The sequence below is a fragment of the Okeania sp. SIO2C9 genome (assembly GCF_010672455.1).
In the GTDB taxonomy this organism is placed as follows: Bacteria; Cyanobacteriota; Cyanobacteriia; order Cyanobacteriales; family Microcoleaceae; genus Okeania.
Genome location: NZ_JAAHGO010000122.1, coordinates 1 through 17,156, shown reverse-complemented (window position 1 = coordinate 17,156; position 17,156 = coordinate 1). Strand labels below are relative to the sequence as shown.

At 33.7% G+C, this 17,156-nt stretch carries 10 protein-coding genes; 4 read left to right on the top strand and 6 right to left on the bottom strand.

Annotated features, from left to right (window positions below):
• Positions 1 to 362 precede the first annotated feature (362 nt).
• Positions 363 to 899: a P-loop NTPase family protein gene (locus F6K23_RS37870; protein ID WP_293165970.1), complete on the bottom strand. Its 537-nt coding sequence runs from the start codon at positions 897 to 899 to the stop codon at positions 363 to 365.
• A 562-nt stretch (positions 900 to 1,461) separates the two neighbouring features.
• Between F6K23_RS37870 and F6K23_RS37865 the strand changes: the two genes are divergently transcribed.
• Together F6K23_RS37865 and rph are read left to right on the top strand one after the other, a co-directional pair.
• On the top strand, positions 1,462 to 2,010 hold the full coding sequence (locus F6K23_RS37865; protein ID WP_293165968.1) for an adenylate kinase: 549 nt from the start codon (positions 1,462 to 1,464) through the stop codon (positions 2,008 to 2,010).
• Positions 2,011 to 2,179: 169 nt separating this feature from the next.
• Entirely contained in the window at positions 2,180 to 2,908 is a 729-nt protein-coding gene (gene rph / locus F6K23_RS37860) for a ribonuclease PH (protein WP_293165966.1), read from the top strand.
• A gap of 286 nt (positions 2,909 to 3,194) precedes the next feature.
• Here the strand turns inward: rph and F6K23_RS37855 are convergent, their stop codons facing one another.
• The 4 genes from F6K23_RS37855 to F6K23_RS37840 form a co-directional block, all read right to left on the bottom strand.
• On the bottom strand, positions 3,195 to 3,842 hold the full coding sequence (locus F6K23_RS37855; RefSeq protein ID WP_293165964.1) for a tellurite resistance TerB family protein: 648 nt from the start codon (positions 3,840 to 3,842) through the stop codon (positions 3,195 to 3,197).
• A gap of 741 nt (positions 3,843 to 4,583) precedes the next feature.
• Positions 4,584 to 5,765 (bottom strand): aldo/keto reductase, encoded by a 1,182-nt coding sequence (locus tag F6K23_RS37850; protein WP_293165962.1) that lies wholly within the window; start codon positions 5,763 to 5,765, stop codon positions 4,584 to 4,586.
• Positions 5,766 to 5,788: 23 nt separating this feature from the next.
• Positions 5,789 to 6,289 (bottom strand): AP2 domain-containing protein, encoded by a 501-nt coding sequence (locus F6K23_RS37845; RefSeq protein WP_124147515.1) that lies wholly within the window; start codon positions 6,287 to 6,289, stop codon positions 5,789 to 5,791.
• Between the two features lie 2,060 nt (positions 6,290 to 8,349).
• Positions 8,350 to 9,747, bottom strand: a complete 1,398-nt coding sequence (locus F6K23_RS37840) for a TldD/PmbA family protein (protein WP_293165959.1) — start codon at positions 9,745 to 9,747, stop codon at positions 8,350 to 8,352.
• 244 nt (positions 9,748 to 9,991) lie between these two features.
• On the opposite strand from F6K23_RS37840, the gene F6K23_RS37835 reads away from it, so the two are divergent.
• Positions 9,992 to 10,819: a DUF1361 domain-containing protein gene (locus tag F6K23_RS37835; protein WP_293165957.1), complete on the top strand. Its 828-nt coding sequence runs from the start codon at positions 9,992 to 9,994 to the stop codon at positions 10,817 to 10,819.
• Between the two features lie 902 nt (positions 10,820 to 11,721).
• On the top strand, positions 11,722 to 13,707 hold the full coding sequence (locus F6K23_RS37830; RefSeq protein ID WP_293165955.1) for an ABC transporter ATP-binding protein/permease: 1,986 nt from the start codon (positions 11,722 to 11,724) through the stop codon (positions 13,705 to 13,707).
• 898 nt (positions 13,708 to 14,605) lie between these two features.
• On the opposite strand, the gene F6K23_RS37825 is transcribed toward F6K23_RS37830, so the two are convergent.
• Positions 14,606 to 15,475, bottom strand: a complete 870-nt coding sequence (locus F6K23_RS37825) for a carbohydrate ABC transporter permease (protein WP_293165953.1) — start codon at positions 15,473 to 15,475, stop codon at positions 14,606 to 14,608.
• Positions 15,476 to 17,156 lie beyond the last annotated feature (1,681 nt).

Below are 17,156 nucleotides of genomic sequence, written 5' to 3'. Positions count from 1 at the left end.
TGAAGCGCATAACTTGAGAGTGTGTAGTAGGAAAATATCTACTTTCCTCTCTATTACCTATGTCGCAATAGTCATTTGCATTTTCTGAAGCGCATAACTTGAGAGTGTGTAGTAGGAAAATATCTACATATTTTATTTAATTTTGGAAAAGAGAGAATTTGGAAAGCAAAACCTCTTCCTTTTTCTCTCTCTTAGATAATTAAAGTCTTCTTCCCAATCTTTTCTGTAGCTGGTTTAATACCCGATCTTCAACGGGAGTGCTTAAAATTACTTGGGGTTATAAGATACGGAGTCGGGTGTAGAAGACTATCCATAAGCAATTTTCCCTTCTGCCTTCTGCCTTCTGCCTTCTGCCTTCTGCCTTATGGCCTATGACTGCGACGAATTTTAGTAATTTGGTCTGCCATCTCCAAAATTCCCTCTGGCATATCTGGGCCTGTCAAAATTACATCTACATGACCAGGACGTTTTTCTAGAAGCTCTATTACTTCAATGTCTGGAATTAAGCCAAAATTAATAGCTACGCTTAATTCATCAAGAACTACTAACTCATACTTTCCTTCATCTACAACCCTTTGAGTATAGTCCCACAAGTCCAGTAATGAATTTTTCTGACTTTCATCTATATCCGGCGTATCAATACAACCACGAAGACCACAACGAACCCAATCCAGATTTTGTCCTAGTTGCATTGGATGCTCATGTCCCTGGTGAATTCCTCCTTTGAGAAACTGTACAATCAACACAGGAGTTCCTTGGCCAGCTATCCTCAAAGCTTGAGCCATAACATCAGTAAAGAAATTGCGCTGACCACTTGTGAATACTTGGACCAGACCAGGAACAGTGTATGGTAAATCGCTAGGAATATTTAGAGAAGGGGTTTGTAGTTGTGCAACCATTATGAAAATTAAAATTGAGAAATCTATTTTTAGTAATATACTGATTTTTTCCAGTTTGTAAACTGGACTGAAACATTGCCCAAGGACAATACTTGTTTTACAATATATAGTGCTTTTTGTGATTTTACTACAAATTTAACACTATATATATGTCCAATTTAAAGAAATGGTTCAACAATTAATAATTAATAATTAATAATTAATAATTACCTCTCCTTGAAAACGGATAGGATTGACAAATTCATGAAAATTTTTTCTCTCTTGGTCGATTGGATATGGCTCCGAGGCCTCGCCATCCCTCGACCGCTTGTTTCTCCTTTAAAGGAGAGGCTTTAAACCTTAATTATTCGGTAATAGGGAACACAAGAGTTACGGAACAGTTCTGATATCCTCATCAAAAATAGGGCGGTAGGGCATTTCGTCCTTAAAGCTCGCGCTTGCCCGACGGAATACCGGGGCTACGAAACGAGAAGCCCACACTATAGCGCAAGCTTAGTGTGGGAGTATGTCACATATATAAAATAATCAAGTATTATATTTTGACTAATTAAGTTGAGGGACTGTGAGGCTAATAATTTTAGGTGGTCCAGGTGCCGGGAAAGGAACTCAAGCACAATGGTTATGTAATCATTTACAGATTCCTTTAATTTCTATTGGCGATTTACTCAGAGAAGCGATCGCCACTCAAACAAAATTAGGCCAGGTGGCCCAAATTTATGTAGAAAAGGGGGAGTTAGTACCAGATAAGACAATGATCCAGTTTGTTCGTCAACGACTTTTACAGCCTGATGTTAGCCAGAGTTGGTTAATAGATGGTTATCCTAGAACTGCTTTTCAAGCGGAGGAACTAGATTTTTTGCTAGATGATTTAGGGCAAAAGCTAGATTGGGCTATTTATTTACAGGTATCTGAGGAGATACTTATGAATAGATGTCTACAGCGATCGCGTGCTGATGATGACCCAGAAATTGTGCGACGTCGGGTAGAGTTATTCTATGAGCGTACTATTCCTATTTTGGAATATTATGGATATCGTCAAAGATTACTCACTATTGATGGGGAACAACAAATTACCCAAGTCCAACAACAAATATTACAGCAATTTCAATAATTTAGAATTTAGAATTTAGAATTTAGAATTTAGAATTACCTCTTCTTATAAATAAGAGGATTGGATCAAAGGATTTTTTTTCTTTTTTCTCCATGAATGGAGAGGCTTTATACCAGAATTTTTCGGTAATTCTCAATAGTTTATTAATTAATCAATTTTTAAGATATCTATGACTTGGCAACGTCCTGATGGTAGACAACCAGAGCAATTACGTCCTATCAATTTTGAGTTAGATTATACTAAATTTGCCACCAGTTCTGTTTTAACTAAGTGTGGCGAGACAAAGGTACTTTGCACTGTCACTATCCAACCAGGAGTACCTAAATTTTTGGCAGATACGGGACAAGGTTGGTTAACTGCAGAATATAGAATGTTACCTGGTGCTACTCCCCAACGCCAACAAAGAGAATTTATGAAACTTTCTGGACGCACTCAAGAAATTCAAAGGTTGATCGGACGTAGTTTGAGAGCTTCTCTGGATATGAATTTATTAGGGGAACGCACTATTATTGTAGATGCTGATGTTTTGCAAGCAGATGCGGGTACTCGTACTACTTCTATTACTGGGGGGTTTGTGGCGGTGGCGAATGCTATTAACAAGTTGATCCAGCAGGGAGAGTTGGAGCGATCGCCTATTTTGCATCAGGTTGCTGCTGTGTCAGTGGGGTTATTGGAGGGGAAAGAATTTTTGGATTTGAATTACACTGAAGATGTAGCTGCAGAAATTGATTTTAATGTAGTGATGAACGATAAACCTGCTTTAATTGAAGTTCAGGGAACGGCAGAAACAGGTAGCTTTAGTCGTACTCAACTTAATCAAATTTTAGATTTAGCAGAAGCAGGAATTCAAGAGTTATTTGTAGCTCAACGTCAAGTTATTTCAAGTTCGGTAGTATAGGTATTATAGATATCTGGTGAAAAAAAATAGACTTTTTGCAGAAGTAGGCAACAGTTCCGGAAGGCAACAGCTCATCTGGGAAGAAAAAAACACAAAATCTGTAATATAGAATCCGGTTATATAGTATATGTTTATAACTATGCTTCAAGTCTTCAATATCCCCTACTCCTCCCAACAACTCTAATAAGCGTTCAACCGGATTTGATTTAATTTCCGGAGATGTCTCATAAATAGTGCGAGCATCTTGCTCGCAATTAATGAAGAGGGAATAATATCATCTCCGCATTTAAAGCATCCAAGGTGGAGCTTCTTCCAATTCCATTTCTATTTGAGCTTCATCTCGAGTTTCATCAATATTAAGTATAACTAACTCGTTATCTGGGGTGCGGATTTTTATATTTAGCGATCTTAAACCTACCGTTGAATTAATATAGCCTTCGTATTTAGACCCTATAGGTAATTGTGATAAAATTTCGTCAATTTTTTCAATTAATTTTTCTGAATTACGATAATACTTAGTTGCATCTGCAACTATTTTGTTCACCTTTTCCTGACTAATTTTTAGAGTACTAGCTAATTCCAGCACAAAACTATTTTCTTCTTCTGTTACTTTATCATCTGCTATTGCTATTTTTACTGCTAAATCAAAAGCATTTTCTATTTCTTTTTCATCTTGAAGTGCTTGTTTCGCCGCTGAAAATAATGCTTCGTTTTTTTCTGTACGAATAATTCTTAAAACTTTTTCTCTAGCTGCATCAACTTCTTTAGCGTTAAATCCTTTTCTTAGTAAAAAACCCTCTAAAATTTCTACTTCATTCATATCAATATCACCATCAACTGCCATGACCATTAAACCAATAGCAAAGATGGCTTCATTAGGGGTTAATTCCTCCGAACATTTTACTTTACTGTTAAAAATATGTTCATACGACATAGATTTTCTTGAGACTATAAAATTTTAATTATATATGGATATATTTAACAATTAACAATTAATAATTAATAATTAATAATTAATAATTAGGGTTTGCTGAAAAAGTCTTATGGGTAAGGTTAGGAGACAGGAGACAGGAGACAGGAGACAGGATAAATGTGAATTATAGAGGAGGTAGGAGGAAGAATAATCCCTTGATTATTCTGCGTAACTATGAGCCTAAAATGCTAATTTTTTGAACCATTACGACCATTAAGCTTGGACTTTTTTTAACTAAAAAATACTAAAACCAATATAAGTCAATGCTTTTAGATTTAATCAGCAAACCCTAATTAATAATTACCTCTCCTTGAAAAGAAGAGGATCGACTTAAAGGAAAATTTTTTCTCTCTTGGTCGATTGGATATGGCGAGGTCTCCTCGCCATCCCTCGACCTCTTGTTTCTCCTTTAAAGGAGAGGATTTAAACCTTAATTATTCGGTAATCAGTAAAGAATTTGTCATTTCAGTTATTCAGTACCGACCGCTAAAGTCAGAGCCTTGAAATAGTAAAGTTTACTTTTTTTCAGAGCTTGGAAAAGAGAGATTAGAAACCATATTTTTTGGTCAAAAATTTCAAATTTATAGATAACTAATTAAAGTCTAAAACTATTAGCACTTTTACTTACTCCGATATTAATTCCAAAATATTTTTTACACAATCAAAATAGACTACAATAGACTTCTATAAATAAACTAATTTTTAACTTTTAGACAAACGTTCCACTGGATTTCCTCCTAATAGTTTATGAGTATCTTGAAGAATATCCGGAATTTTTTCGGCATGGGGACTATTGGCAAGACATTTGCTCAGGTCATATTTTTCTAATTCTTCAGCATTTGCACCAGGAAACCAGTGGCTACCATTACCCAATAAGTTATAGCGCATTTTACTGTATTCCAGCATATCGTAGGCGATCGCTAGATTTCTTAACCATAAAATCACAGGGATATTGATATTTCCAGGAGTCTCTTCTAGAGAGGGCAAACCAATGTCCCAGGTTTTGAACCAATTTTCTCCTAGTTGAGCGATCGCTTCTTGCTCTAGTCTTGCCAATATTGGTGGTAATATCTCATCAGCTCGATCTAACAATTCGATTGTTTTGAGATGTTCGTCAAAATCTGTTGGTTGTGATGCACCCAAACTCAATGTATGCACTTGAGGGTGGCTCAAACAAAATAGATTGTTAAATACCATCGGGCTGAGTGGATAGCATAAATCGACTAATTTCTGTGGTGCTTGATACAGTTTACCTCCTTTATCAGAGGGGCTGATAATAAATACTCCCATATCAAAATGATGAGCAGCCTCTATAGCTGGCCAATTATTTTGATTAATGTAGTACCAGTGTAAGTTAACATAGTCAAATTCATTTGTTTCTATAGTTTTAACTATGACATCAGTCGGCCCGTGAGTGGAAAAACCAACAAATCTTATTTGACCTTGTATTTGTAATTTTCTCGCCACATCTAGACAACCTCCTGGCCTAATTGAGTCATGGAGTATTTCTAATGTGTTAATCCCATGTATGCCTAGCAAATCAACGTATTCTAGTTGTAAAAATTCGAGGGACTGCTGAAAGTTACTTTGGAATTCTTGAGGATCGGCGCTTGGGCTAACTTTTGTCTGGACAATCAGTTTTTCCCTTGGTAACTTGGGTAAAATTTCTCCAAGCTGCATCTCGGATGTACCATAACCACGAGCGGTTTCTATGTGGTTAATTCCACATTCTAGGGAGCGACGAATTGTATTTTCTAAGTTTTGTTGATTATTTGGTGGGATTTGATTTTTTGGAACATCTTGCCATTTATAGTGATACCTCATTCCACCGCAGGAAAATATTGGCATTGGTAATTCTGTTCGCCCAAAGCGTCGATACTGCATGATTATTAATAATCTTTCTGAACTTACATTGAGGGATCTTCTACTACTTCTATATTATTCATAGTAAAATTAGTTCTGGCTAGGGACCCGTAATATTTTCTTGCTGCTTCGTCATAAGCAACAGCAGCATCTTTTTCTACATCAAAGCGACCTAAACGTATTTGTTTTTTGTAGACTTTGATTTCAGCAATCCATTTTCGTTTATCTTTACACCAGTACACTCCCCGATATTTAGATGAATGTTTGACGCTAGGTCTCCTGTGCATTCGCGCACTTCCTTTGACTAGGCGTAAATTCTCTCGTCGATTATCTAGTTTGTTGTGATTAATATGATAAACAGATACACCCATAGGAGCGTCCATAATCACTCTGTGCATATAAACTGTGGTTCTTTTGCCATCTTTCTTGATTGTTCTGGCAGCAAAACCGTCTATCAAATACCATTTATGTTTTGATAATTCCTCATAGTCTTGTTCATCAACTATTACTACCTGCCCTCTGGTAATCAAGATTTCTTTTGACATTTTTCTGGCCTTCTTGTTACATTAATAAAGTTACTATTCTCCCTTGTTTATCTGGATTAAGAGAGTAGAATACAAAACATTTGAGGTCAGTACGGAGTCTGTATGTTTTTTAGAACATTTTATTTTACTTTTTATCTCTCTAGCTACAGCTAGATTATTTTGTCTGACTGCACCCCATTTGTCATTAATAAATCAATTTGTGTTGATTTATTTTTTTTATTGCCTATGTGTCTATGTCTATAAGTTGATAAGTTTAAGTTATGACTCTTATGGTCAATTTTTTTGTTTAGTGAATCTTTATTGTATTTATTCTTTAGTAGGTGTAGTTTGATTTTCTTTGTTAATCACCCCCCGAGTTATACCTACTTTTAACCTGTCTATAAGTTTGTGCTACTAATTAGACTTCATCTATAAATCAATGATAATCCCACCTTAAGTTTTTTGCCACTTTCTAGAAATAAATTAAGTAAATTAGCGGAGTCATAGAGTGATATTTCACGAAAGTAGAAGTATCTTAACTTCTATTGATAGTGTCTATAGCCTTTCTTGATTGATGTTCAATCAAAAGGAGTTTAAAGTTGGCTACTGTCCATTAGGTTGCATAAATTATTCTTCAGATACTATAGCACAGATAAGGAGGATGAAGCATGGTTAAGTCTATTACTTTATGAGTAATTAAAGCATCTATAACCCCTTTTTCCTGAAGTTTTTGACTGTTAAATTTTTTTTTAAAAAAACATAGATTTATTATAAATGTAGAACATGGTAAATTTTGGGCGCTATGTATTAAATTGTAAATTAGCTCAAAAGTTTATATTGATTACTTTTAGGGTTTTTTTTGATTAAAAATGCAACATCTTTTTTCTAGCTTGCTCTACTTAGGTAAGAATAAAAAGTTATTAATTTGAAAAAAATCATTTCATAAAGTTATATGGAACAGCAGAATGCAAATAAATATTCTCAAAAACAAGAACTTTCAAAACCCATAGGAAAGTTATTACAACAAGCAGGTTTAATCACAGGAAACTAAGTAGAATAAATTTTGCCATATCAACGTAGTAACTATCACCTAAGATTGGGATAAATTGCTGTAATGTGGAGAATAACTAATTAATAAACTGTAGATTTATAAGTCTTTTTGTGGAGGGTCGGAGTCAGGAGTAAGGAGTCAGGAGTCGTATGGGAATGGGAATTACAGAGAAGGCAGTCGAAAGAATTGTCGCTCAATTTTTCTGCCGTTGTCTGCTTGAAATGTGAGTATTTTGGGAAATTCGGAGCTAAAAGCTGACACTTTTTTCGCAGCAAAAAGGCACTTACCTTTATCTGTAAATGCTTTTAGAATTAATCAGCAATCCCTAATTACAGATAATCATAAAAAACAGTTGGTTAGTATCTGAAATTAGCAAAATTATTGAATGAGAAACAAATATATTTTATCTTGGTAGAACAGAGTCAAACAAATTTACGTTTTGGAGGGGTTGCAGTACAAAAAGGATGAGTGAGGCAAGAAATAATTGATTTTGTATTGCAGTACATTGAAGATGAATTTACTCCTGCTGTAGAAAGCTAATGCCAAACTAATGCATTTTGGCTACATCTTCTTGAGAGCAGGGAGTAGAGAGTAGTTGGATGTAACGTTCTTATGTCCTAGGCAAATAACGAACAATATATCTTGGCTTCATACAAATAATTGCTAAAAACATTACTGAATCTTACTTATTACTTAATAACTGAAGTCTTCAATATGTATAGGATTATTGTTAGGAATTGGTATAAGTACAGAGATTGAAGGAAGAGAGATTAAAATATTAATTGCCCACATAATATATACAGTTTTTTGATTCAGTGAAGTACATAACTTCTGCTTTTTGCTTTTAAATCAAGCTATCTGTACTCTACTCTAAATAGACATATGGCGACAAAAATAGACTTTTTGTAGAAGTAGACAACAACTCATCTGCTCCAGAAGGCAACAGGAAAGAAACTTTATGAGATAAAAACACGAAAAATGCTATCCATATATAATTTCCGGAGATGTCTAATAAACACTTTTGATCTGCTCAATGTCCTCCAACTACTACATTTTTAATCATCAAGTGGGGACTGCCAATACTTACAGGCAAAGGTGCTTGACCTGCTTTACCACAACTACCACTATTGTAAGTAGAATCATTACTGATCGCTCCAATATCTTTGAGAGTTTGAAATACATTCCCTGTCAAAGTAACATTACTGACAGCTTCAGCAATTTTTCCATTACGAATCATATAACCTTCTGCCGCAGCAAATGTAAACATTTCTCCATTAGTTTGGCCACCGAGAGTTCCTATGGCATAAACCCCTAGATCTATATCTTTAATGATTTCCTCAACAGGGCGATCGCCTGTTTCAATAGCTGTATTAGTCATTCTGACAATAGGTGGATACATTGGATTTATCGCCCTAGCATTTCCTGTAGGTGCTTCTCTCATTTTTCCAGAAGTTTCTCGATTATGCAGACGAGTTGTTAATACTCCATTTTTAATTAAATATTTGCGCTGTCCAGGAACACCTTCATCATCATATTTTATAGAACCACTTAAACCATCAATAGTGGCATCATCTACTACATTCAACTTTTCTATACCTATTGGTTTACCTAATTTTAGTAACTCTTCCATCTGGGGGTTCTCATAAATAGAGTCTGCCTCAGAAAGATGACCAAAAGCTTCGTGAATAAATACACCTGCCATATAAGGATCTAACAAGACCGTATATTGTCCACCTTTAACGGGTTTTGCCTCTAGTTGACGGATGGCCTGTTCTGCTGTCCCGATAACTTGCTTGTCAATGTCGCAGAGAGTGTTATAATCTGTACGAGAACTGATAGATTTGATGCCCTGTTTAACTAAACTGCCTTCTCCACAAGTCATGGCTCTAAACTTGCCATTGACATCTAGGCGCTCCTGTGCTATGCAACTGCCGATAGAATTGACAAAATAAGTAATGACAAAGCGATCGCTATAACTGACATTTGTGGCCTGGATTCTAGGATCGAAGTCCAGTAACAACTGATTGTAGACTTCAATTAATTGTCGCTTTTCTTCTAAAGATATGCCACGGGGGTCACGGCCAAATTTGACTGCTACATAATCTTGAATAGGTTGAATGGGAGCTAGTTGAGTACTTTCTTTTCCTATTAAATAAGCATGAGAAATTGCTTCTTCGATTCTATTTGATAGTTCTGAAATATTGTTGAAAGTAACGAAACTCCAGCCTCCTTTGTGGCAAGCACGAATACCTCCGGTAAGGGAAAAATGAGAATTAATTGTATTTAACTGTAGGCCAGAAAATGAAATAGCAGTTGATTCACTTTGTTCTAGGCGAATTTCTAGATAATCGACATGATTACAGTAATTATAAATTTTATCTAGTAATTGCTCTTGAAGAGAATTATTTTTTGTGAGTTTTGTAGCCATTATCTATTTTTATGCTGATATTAGTTGTTCTAGAATAAAAGAATTTTATGAAAATTTGTAGTTATTATTCGCTTTCTTACTTGGAAATGTTACTTCTGGCTTATAGTCACTAGTTTGGCTATTATTTATAATAATAAATGTTTGTATGGAACACCAGTGGAACCTAATTAGAGAATACCTTAAAATCTTAATTTCATCTTAGTTAGAATTGTAGAATACTTGTACATAAATTTTTGAGTTATGAATGAAAGCTGAAATAATCAATGTAATAAACACAGCTTGGCAATTTCTAGAAGGTAATAGCAGATTCATGTCTTGGAATCTATTTTTAGCTTTATTTCCTTTGGCCATGAGTTTTTGGTTGTTTTCCAAACCTCGCTCCATTTTTATACGATGGGGAGTTTTATTACTATTGGGCGTAACTTTATTGCCAAATCTAAAAAGAGTTGTGGTCTATGGCAGTAAATTGAATATTGAGGTGGCGATCGCTATTACTCTAATATTAATAATTTTAGGTATATGTTTACTACGTCGTCCCCAGTCTTTTTCTTTATTGTGGTGGTTTGGTTTCTTAATTTTTATCGCTTTTTTACCTAATGCTCCTTATGTACTAACTGATATTATTCATTTATATCAAGATATTCGTCAAAGTAATTCTGTATGGGTTTTGACTTTAGCAGTAGTTCCCCAATATTTGTTATTTATGTTTATTGGGTTTGAAGCTTATGTTCTTTCTTTAATTAATTTGGGCGACTATTTACAGCGACAAGGTTGGAGTAATTTTATTCTGGGAATAGAGTTAATTATTCATTGTCTTTCTGCTATTGGTATTTATCTGGGAAGGTTCAAACGTTTTAATAGTTGGGATGTAGTTACTAATCCTGATGCTTTGGTAAAAAGTATTTATAATGATATGTTTGATCGACGTCCTATTTTAGTAATATTTATTACTTTTATAGTTATTTTTAGTTTATATTGGCTAATGAAATTAGTAACTTTAACTCTACTGCAACAATATCAAATAAATCAAGAAGAGTCAGAAAAAATTTCTAGAGCTTCAGCAAAATTTTAGTCAGGCATTTCAGTCTTGAGATTGACTAGCGATATTTCTAGAAAATTCAAAGAAAGTCAATGTAGAGGAATACTTTAAACCTTCTTCTATTAATTTTCATTTTTTTGGGGAGAGGAAGTTAAACCAAAAATCTAGGGAATAAGTATCCAAGCAAGACTAAATTTTAGGGGTTGCACATTATGGAATGATATTACCAAAAATTAGTTTAGACTTTGACTAAAAAAAACCATTAATTAGTCATTCTAGCAATTATCAAATCCAAAATTATGTTCATCAAAAATATAAAATTATTCGTCACTGTGCAACGCCAAATTTTATGTTTGTTTTTATTTATTCCCTATATTGAAGTAATACCAGATTCAAGAAAGATTGTGACAGTAAAATACGAGTGCCCAAGGGAATTGGAACATTTGCACTTATTCTCTTTTATACCTAAAACCTAATGCCGCTACGCGGAGAAGTTAAAAGTCAAAAGTTAAAAGCGAGTGCGTAATTATGAGTTTTCCTCATAATTTAAGACGCACTCAAGACAGTCAAAAGTATTGATTGGTAAAGCCTTTAGAATTTTGTAACTGGTCATTTATTTCCGCCATCTTGCACTAAAACCTCGAATAACCAATGTAGCAATATTTTTTCAAAAAGTTGATATTCATTACCTTTAGGTTTTTTTTGATTAAAAATGCAACGTCTTTTTTTGAGGTCGCCCTACTTAAAAATATTTATCAGCTTTTAGAAAATTTAATTACTTATATTAGTGAATATTCAGTAGCTTGAATTAGCAATATATACTCAGGATGAAAATCCTCAATTTTACTGCTTTTTTCTATGCATAATACCGTATATTTACATATCAAAAATAATAGGTTATGATTAATATTAGTTAATTTTTCAAAAATTCAAGAATGAATAAATTTAACAGTAAACTTTGGAATAGTTTTTTGCAGATTGCTCAACCATATTTTTATCCACTAGAACCGGGAGGAAACAAAGTATTTTTAGGATTATTATTTCTGCTTTTGATATTTTTATTGGCTGCTGTTTTTTTAGTTGTTAGTTTGATTTGTTTGGTTAATGAAGCTATATTTGGTGAGTCATTTAATAGTATTGCTCCTGGTTTAGTCGATACAATTCAAAATATTATTAATTCGCACTGGATATTTGTTATTGCTTTAATGATTGTAGTTCCTGCCATTGGTTTTTGGTACTATAAAAGACAACTTATCCCACGTTGGCAACCTTGGGCATTGTTAAGTTTGTTGCTATTATTATCTCTATCAGTTAGTGGTTTAAATGTAATTATTAGCTATGTAGGCAACTTTTTTACAACTGCATTATCTGAAAAAGACCAGCCTACGTTTTGGCGGTTCTTATTTGTTTATGCCGGGGTTTTTGTTATTGGTACTCCTATAGTTGTTATTTACACATATACAAGGCAAAAACTAGGGTTGTACTGGCGAGAGTGGATGACAAATAAGTTTCTAAATAACTACTTACAAAATAGATCATATTATGAAATAAACTCAAAGGGCGCAATCGATAATCCAGACCAAAGAATTGCAGAGGATATAAAATCTTTCACTAACCAAAGTTTATTTTTTCTCCTCACAATTCTCAACTCAATAATTGACGTTATTTCCTTCACAGGAATTCTGTGGTCAATATCAATACCACTCTCAATTTTTCTGATAATTTATGCTGTGGCGGGAACATTAGTAGCAGTAATTTTTGGCAGAAAATTAATTCCTTTAAATTTCTACCAACTCAAACGAGAAGCAGACTTTCGTTATGGATTAGTTCATATCCGCGACCATGCCGAATCAATTGCTTTTTACCGAGGAGAAGAGCAAGAATTATCTCAAATTAGACAAAGATTTACTCAGGTTTTTAATAATTTTAATTTGCTGATTGGGTGGCAAAGAAATGTAGATTACTTTACCACAGGTTATCGATATGCAGTAATTATTTTGCCTTCCTTAATTATGGCTCCTATTTATTTTGCAGGTGACATTAAATTTGGAGATATTAGTCAGGCAGGTTTTGCTTTTAGTCAGGTTTTAGGAGCTTTTTCTTTAGTAGTTAGTCAAATCGACAACTTAAGTAATTTTGCGGCTGGTATTAATCGTTTGGATAAATTTAGAGAAACATTAGAAGAGACCACAAAAATATCAGAGGTAGGAACTAGGGAAATTGATATAACGGAAAGTTCTAGATTAGCGTTAGAAAACATTACTTTAAATACTCCTTTAAATCACGAAGAAATTAATGAAAGTCAAAAGACTCTGGTGAAAAATTTATCAGTAGCAGTAAAGTCAGGCCAAGGATTATTAATTGTTGGAAAAAGTGGAGCAGGTAAAAGTTCTTTATTAAGAGCAATAGCAGGTCTATGGACATCGGGTACAGGTCGTTTAGTACGTCCTAATTTGGAGGAAATATTATTTCTACCTCAGCGTCCTTATATGATTTTAGGAAGTTTACGAGAACAGTTGTTATATCCTCAAGTTAACCAAGAGTTTGATGAGTATGAATTAAGAAAAATTTTGAAATTGGTTAATTTAGAAGATTTACCAGATAGATTAGATGGTTTTGATGTGGAGTTACCATGGGAAAATGTTTTATCTTTGGGAGAGCAACAACGTTTAGCCTTTGCAAGACTATTATTAATTAAGCCCAATTATGCAATTTTAGATGAAGCTACCAGTGCTTTAGACCTACAAAATGAAGCGGAACTTTATCAAAAATTACAAACAACTCAAACAACATTTGTGAGTGTAGGACATCGTTTAAGTTTGTTGAAATATCATCAACAAGTTTTAGAATTAACTGGTGGTGCTAATTGGCGAGTATTATCAGCAGAAGATTATCAAGTAGAAGCAAGTTCATTTAATTAATAATTAATAATTAATAATTAATAATTAAGAGGGTATCTGTAAATAAAATATTAAATCCTGGTGTAGGGTGGATTGTGCAGATTACATGATAAAAGTTAATAGTTAGCTTTGTGATTCACCGTAACCCAGTAAAACGTAAACTTTGGAGCATCTCTTAAGATTTATTTTACAGATACTTTCTAATAATTAATAATTAAACAATTCAGGTTTAAAGCTTCCCCTTTTAAGGGGATAAAATCAAAAATTTTCCTTTTAGTCAATCCCCTTCTTTGGGGAGTAAAGGAGTAGGGGAGTAGGGGAGAATAGAATTTATAGAGGAGGTAGTCGGATATATTTATTCCTTGATTTTCCTGTAATTATTATGCCTTTTATACTAACTTTTTGAGGGTTTTCAAAAGAAAATAAGGCACTTTTTTCGATCTTTTAAAGGCACTTATCTTTATCAAAATAGTGCTTTCAGCTTTATTCAGCAAGCCCTAAATATTGAATAAACAAAAGGCAAAATGATAGATATAGCTATCTAAAAGGAATTGGATAAGCTCTTCTTAAAGCGTCAATCCTCTTTTTTTCAAGTAGAGGTAATTATTAATTAGGGTTTGCTGAAAAAGTCTTATGGGTGAGGGTAGGAGTCAACCCACCCCTAGCCCCTCCCAGGAGGGGGAGTCGGGAGGAACGGGGAATTATAGAGGAAATAGTAGGAAAAATAGTCCCTTGATTTTTTTGCCCAATTCTTGACCAAAATCCGCTCCTAAATTGAACTATTACTACCTAAAAACTCGCACTTTTTGATACTTAAAAAGGCTAAAACCTTTATATACAAATACTTTTATATTTATTCAGCAAGCCCTAATTATTAATTATTAATTATTAATTATTAATTATTAATTATTGAAAATACTTATCCTTTGACAGCTCCTGCAGTAATACCTTGAACAATTCGACGTTGAGCTATCAATACCAAAATTAACAAAGGAAATGTGCCTATTACTGTTGCAGCAGCAATTGGTCCGTAGGGAATTTCAAATACAGAAGTACCCCCTATTTGAGCCACTGCAACGGGAATAGTATACATTTCGGAACGAGTAATAAAAGTCAGGGCAAAAATAAACTCATTCCAGGCAAAAATAAAGGTTAAAATTCCCGTGGTTACTAATGCTGGAATTGTTAGAGGTAAAATGATATTCCACAACATAGAAATTGTGTTGTAACCATCTATTTTAGCTGAGTCTTCTAAATCTTTTGGTAACTGTTGGAAAAAGCTTCTTAAGACCAGAATTGTCAGAGGTAAATTTATCCCCGTGTAAGGAATAATTAGGGAGATGTAGTTATTACCTAAACCAAGAGATTTGATAATTTCTAACAGACCCAAAAATAATAATACATAGGGAAACAGACTGACTATTAAAATGCAGGCAAGAATTATATTTTCTCCAGGGAGTTTTAACCGTGCCAAAGTATAAGCAGCAGGCGCTCCTATTCCTAAACAAATAACTGTGGAAATAATAGACACAAAAGCACTATTAAAAACATAGCGGAGAAAACCCAAACCCAAACTAAGATAGTGGTCAAAAGTTAGTTGCTTGGGAGCTGGGAAATAGATATTAGGAACTGCCGATATTGCCTCATTAGTTTTGAAAGAAGTGAGTAATTGCCATAACACAGGAGCTAGGAAAAATATGACAATTAACACCACACTTATCCACAGAATAATTCTGCCTATTTTGATTGACGATCGATTTTTTGATGATGATTTTTCAGCTATAGACATTTTTTATTCCTTATTTAAATAGCTCAGAGCTAACAGCTTTTAATTTAGGGTTACATATTATGGAATGATATTGCCAAAAATAGTTTATGCCAAATTAATAAATGTTTGCTACAAAGAACTAGAGTATTTCTTAGAAGTCAGGATAACCGAGTCATAATGAATAGTTTCAATAACAATTTTCAGGTCGGAAATTCTCTTTTTTGTCAAAGGAATATCTCCTACACTTGTCTTTTAATCACACTTCTTATTCGTAACATTCTTTTTTCATGCATGGTATTTGACTTTTACTAAAAAAAACCTAATATCAATTATTCTAGCAATTTTCAAATCCCAAATTATTTTCATCATAAATTTAAAATCATTCGTCACTGTACAACCCCTTCAGTTTTGGTTCAAATCCCGAGCTAATACCAAATATTACACATTTTTGCTACATTTTCTTGGAAGTAGGGAGTAGGTCATTTTAGTTATAAGTTATCAGTGGTTAGTTATCAGTATGAATAAGATATCTTGACTTCATACAAATCATTGCTAAAAATATCAATGAACTATGATTATTACCGAATAACTGAACTGTTCAATAAGTATCCCATTATTTTTAGGAATTGTGATGAGAGGCAAGATTCTGGATAATTGAAGAGCAGTTGAAATTTCCTTTGAAATTGAAGGCTAAAATTAGGGATTAGGGATGAGGAGTCAGGGAGTAGATAAATCACTAATAATATCTCTTGACTCCATACAAATCATTACTAAAAATATCAATGAACCATGATTATTGCTTGATAGCTGAAGTCTTTAATAAGTATGGCATTATTTTTATGAATTGTGATGATAGACGAGATTCTGGATAATTGAAGAGCAGTTGAAATTTCCTTTGAAATTGAAGGCTGAAATTAGGGATTAAGGATGAGAAGTCAGGGAGTAGATAAATCACTAATAATATCTCTTGACTTCATAATCAATGAACCATGATTATTGCTTCATAGCTGAAGTCTTAAATAAGTATCCCGTTATTTTTAGGAATTATTATGAGAGGCGAGATTCTGGATAATTGAAGAGCAGTTGAAATTTCCTTTGAAATTGAAGGCTGAAATTAGGGATTAAGGATGAGAAGTCAGGGAGTAGATAAATCACTAATAATATCTCTTGACTTCATAATCAATGAACCATGATTATTGCTTCATAGCTGAAGTCTTAAATAAGTATCCCGTTATTTTTAGGAATTATTATGAGAGGCGAGATTCTGGATAATTTAAGGTAAGTTGAAATTTCCTTTGAAATTGAAGGCTGAAATTAGGGATTAGGGATAAGGAGTCAGGGAGTAGATAAATAACTAATAATATCTCTTCACTTGATAATCAATGAACCATGATTATTGCTTCATAGCTGAAGTCTTAAATAACTATCCCATTATTTTTAGGAATTGTGATGATAGACGAGATTCTGGATAATTGAAGAGCAGTTGAAATTTCCTTTGAAATTGAAAGCTGAAATTAGGGATTAGGGATGAGAAGTAAGGGAGTAGGTAAATAACTAATAATATCTCTTCACTTGATAATCAATGAACCATGATTATTGCTTCATAGCTGAAGTCTTAAATAAGTATCCCGTTATTTTTAGGAATTATTATGAGAGGCGAGATTCTGGATAATTTAAGGTAAGTTGAAATTTCCTTTGAAAT